This is a genomic window from Polaromonas sp. P1_G2 (assembly GCF_056405515.1).
Window position 1 is genome coordinate 1 of the sequence record NZ_JBFUBY010000355.1, and the last position, 3,542, is coordinate 3,542.

Sequence of the window (3,542 nt, forward strand, 5' to 3'; positions counted from 1 at the left end):
GGTGCGTGCGGGTCAAGTCCTTGTAGAGCTTTTCAATCACCACGGCGCGGGCAAACTGCGCGGGCGTGACCAACAGGCCGACCACCGACGCCCGGGAGTTGTCGTATTCGCGAATGACGGCCAGGACGTCCTTGGGCGGCAACTGCTCCAGCACCACCATCAGCGCTGCATCACCTTCGGCGTCGGCCAGCCCGACCAGCGCAGCCTCGGCGCCGACGATGTCGCCGGCCGCAATCAGGCTTTGGGTTTTTGCTATCAGGGCGAGATGCGTTGTCATCAGGGCTTTACCTTCCAGTTCATGCTTGCTTGCATCAGTCTTTGATCAGTCTTTGGCGTCAAAGCCCTGCTGGACCAGCCAGTCGGAACCTGCCTCGTGGCGCGCCCGGGCATCGCCGCTTTGCTCACGCTCGTCATCGCCCTCAAACATCACCGGGGCGCCGTCGCCGTTCTCATCACTGTCTTCGTCGTCTTCTTCGGCACTCACCATGGACGCGGCCACCGGCAGGCCCGCCATGTATTCCAGCCCCGCCGTCAGCGTCAGGAATTTCTCCCCGCCGGGCGCCTGCAGAACGATGTGCGCCAGGTCCTGGGCCCAGGGCGCCAGCACAAAACCATCCGCCAGGCTGCCCCAGGCCGGAAAGCCATCGACATCGACATCGTGGGTGAGCAGGTGCTCCATCACGGCTTTTCCCGTGAAATCAAAACCCTGGTGAAACACCACCGCCACCATCTCGGGGCTGGTGTCCATCATCTGGACCAGAAAGGCCATCTCCTGGCGTTTGCCGGCCAGGCGCTGGTGCAACACGTCGCGCCCCTCGGAGTCGAATCGCAGGTCATCCATCTCGGACTGGTAGGCCGAGCGCAGGTCGAGGAAATAGGGGGAGACGCTCATGCTGCCGGGTTTTTCATGGGGTGTTCTTCTTTGGGTCAGCCGGGGTCACAGCAGCGGGTTGAAATAATCGGTCCAGATGGCACGCGCCGTGTCTATCGGGCTGTCGAGCAGGTTGCGGCGGCGGTTGTCGTCATAGGCCTGGCGCTTGTCCGCATCCGACAGCACCTCATAGGCCTGCTGCACTGCCCTGAAACGCCCGGGCGCCTCGGGGTCGGCATTTTTGTCCGGGTGCCAGAAGGAGGCCTTCTGGCGAAAGGCTTTTTTGACATCGGCCAGCGTTGCCGCGCTGTCCAGCCCGAGGGCGGTGTAGTGATCAGTCATGCGAAGGTGGCTGTGTCCTGGACCGCAGGCAGGGAGCTGCACGGCATGTTGAAAGGCTCACGAAGTGAGGGGATACACCTGCGCGCGCGGCGAAGGGATCAAGGATTATGCCTGTCTGGCGCCGTGCAGGCTGGTGGCCGGTTAATGGCCTTGTTTGGCACTTGCCGCCCGCAGGCCAGGCCGCAAGTGCGGCCCGGAAAGACCGTGGCGCAGCAGAAAACGCCTGCAGCGCCTTCAACTTCCAATTAGTTTCGCATGCGAAATCCGGGTCACCGCCGATCTTTGGCCGTCTGCTTCGGCATTAGAAGTGAAGGGTAAATTCGTAGCTCGTGTGGCGGTTTCCGTAGTCATGTTCGATTCGAGCCGCGAACGCGTCTTTCAGGTCTGAAGTTATCTCGCCTCGCAGTGGCTCCAAATCCGCAGGAAGCCAGACCCGTCCAGAGCCATCCAGAGACATCACCCTCCAGGTTTGACGCAGCACATCGCCTGGATTCCCCTCGTCGCTAACGAACAGTACGTCGAGGTCGATGACCCGGCCTTTCCAGTAGCAGCTGTAATACTGGCGCGTTGGTTCCTGCCAGTCATAGCCCGTGGGCCGGATATAGACGTCACGCTCCCGGTCTATCGTCCACATAAAAAATTTTGCATCCGGCTCTTTGCTGATTTCACGCAGCTTGAACTTCACGATGTCGTCCTCAGACACTTCTCTTTCACTGACGAATGCCATCGGCATCTCCTGATGGATATGGCGCCCTGGCCGGGCCGCTCAATTGATTATGTCTTGGCTGCCGTCAGGCTACAGCCAGCTATCATCCGCCAATGCGTTCTTTCAAGGTCCTCCACATGAAAAAGTATCTGGCTCTCGTGCTTGCAACTGCAGCATTGTTGGTGGGCGCTGAGAAAAGCATTGCGCAGGCAAGCCAGCCGGCGTGGAAAGTCTCTGAAATAGAGTTCATGACCGGACGCAAGCGGTTTGATGCCATGGACTATGCCGGGGCACGCCAGCAGTTTGTGGCGGCGTGGAAGACGCTGGAGGAAAATCCTGGCTGGTCTCCTGAATGGGGGTCGCGTGTCGCCTGGGAAACAGGAATGGCCATTGCCTACACCTGCCGTGACTACGGGTCGGCACTCAAGATGCTCACCATTGCCCGTGAACAAAACAGCCTCATGCCCGAGAAGGATGAATTCAGAGAAGGCCGCATCGTGCGTGAGGCTGCACGCGTGGCTTATCAGGCCGGCCAGTTTCAACTGGCCGCCCAGTCTTACATCACCGCCTTGTCGAAAATGGAACCCGCTTACCAAAAGCGCAGCCCGCTGCTGGTGGCCGGGCTGCTGGAAGAAGCGTCACTCGCCTGGCAACGCGGCGGAGACCCGGCACGAGCAGAACAGGCCCGCACGCGAGCCGCCGAGATTCGCAGCCAGATTCCCCCGAATCCCATGATGAGCAGCGCCCACCCTTCATTGCAGCAGGCTTGCGGGGAACCGCGCTGAGGCCATGGCTGACCGCCGGTCATTTTCAACACCAGATCTCAAGATGAAAATGTGCGCCGAATGTCAGCCGCCCGCGCCGGATGCAGTTCTCGCGCGCTCAGCCTGTGGCTGTGGCATCCTCTGAGCCAAGCGCTCCAAGTGCCGAGAAACGCGTCGACTCAGACGTCGACGCCAGTGCCGTGTAACACGGTCGCGCTGAGCACACATAAAAAAGAGGCACCTATGCTGAAGAAAATGAAAAATTCAATCGTCCTGGCCGTGATCGCCGTTGTCGCGGCAGGCGTAGCGGGGTGCGCTGCCATGCGAGATCCCTATCCAGAGTCAACAAACCCCGATGCAGCAAAGCTGGTTATCGCCAGGGCTGGCAAACAGAATATGCAGGTGTATGGGTTTAAGGATTCGTCCAACTGCACGACCCCAATGAATTTCGGGGGAACCCAGCTCCTGGCTCAAGGGGAGGAACGTGTGGTGAGGCTGGACCCCCACAAGGAAATTGCATTTGCATTCAGCGCCTATGAAGGCACCGCACGCTGTCGTCTCATCGTATCGTTCGTGCCAGCGGCAGGAAAGACGTATCGAGCCACCCTCAACTCTGACCAGGAACAATGCTACGTGAGTCTTACTCGTCAGGAAGGAGTAGCGGAGGTGCGCGAATCCAGTCTTAGAAAACGTGATTTTGCGGGGTCGCTTACCGAAAGTGGGCCATTCTGCCGCCGTTGAAGCACAAACGGTGGCCGTCTGACAGCAATGGTTAAGGCATAGCCGTTCAAGCACCTAATGCTTATCAATGCAGGGAATTAACCCCACTCCGGCAAGCGCCCCGACACCAATCTAGTGC

Annotated in this window: 5 protein-coding genes and 1 pseudogene; 2 read left to right on the forward strand and 4 right to left on the reverse strand. The window is 59.5% G+C overall.

Annotated elements, in window-relative coordinates:
• The 4 genes and pseudogenes from AC1D0P_RS23385 to AC1D0P_RS23400 form a co-directional block, all read right to left on the reverse strand.
• Positions 1-277 (reverse strand): annotated as a pseudogene (locus AC1D0P_RS23385) (hypothetical protein); the annotation flags it as partial.
• A 45-nt stretch (positions 278-322) separates the two neighbouring features.
• Positions 323-892, reverse strand: a complete 570-nt coding sequence (locus AC1D0P_RS23390) for a hypothetical protein (RefSeq protein WP_477678927.1) — start codon at positions 890-892, stop codon at positions 323-325.
• Between the two features lie 45 nt (positions 893-937).
• Positions 938-1,213, reverse strand: a complete 276-nt coding sequence (locus AC1D0P_RS23395; RefSeq protein WP_477652591.1) for a DnaJ domain-containing protein — start codon at positions 1,211-1,213, stop codon at positions 938-940.
• Between the two features lie 301 nt (positions 1,214-1,514).
• The gene (locus AC1D0P_RS23400) at positions 1,515-1,940 is read right to left on the reverse strand and encodes a hypothetical protein (protein WP_477678928.1); all 426 of its coding nucleotides are present in this window, start codon (positions 1,938-1,940) and stop codon (positions 1,515-1,517) included.
• 116 nt (positions 1,941-2,056) lie between these two features.
• Here AC1D0P_RS23400 and AC1D0P_RS23405 point away from each other — a divergent pair, with 116 nt between their 5' ends.
• Positions 2,057-2,704 carry a hypothetical protein gene (locus tag AC1D0P_RS23405; RefSeq protein WP_477678929.1) on the forward strand — a complete coding sequence of 216 codons (648 nt, stop codon included), beginning with the start codon at positions 2,057-2,059 and terminating at the stop codon, positions 2,702-2,704.
• A 222-nt stretch (positions 2,705-2,926) separates the two neighbouring features.
• Complete coding sequence (locus AC1D0P_RS23410) at positions 2,927-3,424, forward strand: hypothetical protein (RefSeq protein ID WP_477678930.1); 498 nt, start codon at positions 2,927-2,929, stop codon at positions 3,422-3,424.
• The last annotated feature ends 118 nt before the right edge of the window (positions 3,425-3,542 follow it).

What these genes read in the sequence shown, in the direction of transcription:
- AC1D0P_RS23400 (WP_477678928.1), bottom strand. Translation starts at nt 1,940, where the DNA reads ATGGCATTCGTCAGTGAAAGAGAAGTGTCTGAGGACGACATCGTGAAG.
- AC1D0P_RS23410 (WP_477678930.1), top strand. Translation starts at nt 2,927, where the DNA reads ATGCTGAAGAAAATGAAAAATTCAATCGTCCTGGCCGTGATCGCCGTT.
- AC1D0P_RS23405 (WP_477678929.1), top strand. Translation starts at nt 2,057, where the DNA reads ATGAAAAAGTATCTGGCTCTCGTGCTTGCAACTGCAGCATTGTTGGTG.
- AC1D0P_RS23395 (WP_477652591.1), bottom strand. Translation starts at nt 1,213, where the DNA reads ATGACTGATCACTACACCGCCCTCGGGCTGGACAGCGCGGCAACGCTG.
- AC1D0P_RS23390 (WP_477678927.1), bottom strand. Translation starts at nt 892, where the DNA reads ATGAGCGTCTCCCCCTATTTCCTCGACCTGCGCTCGGCCTACCAGTCC.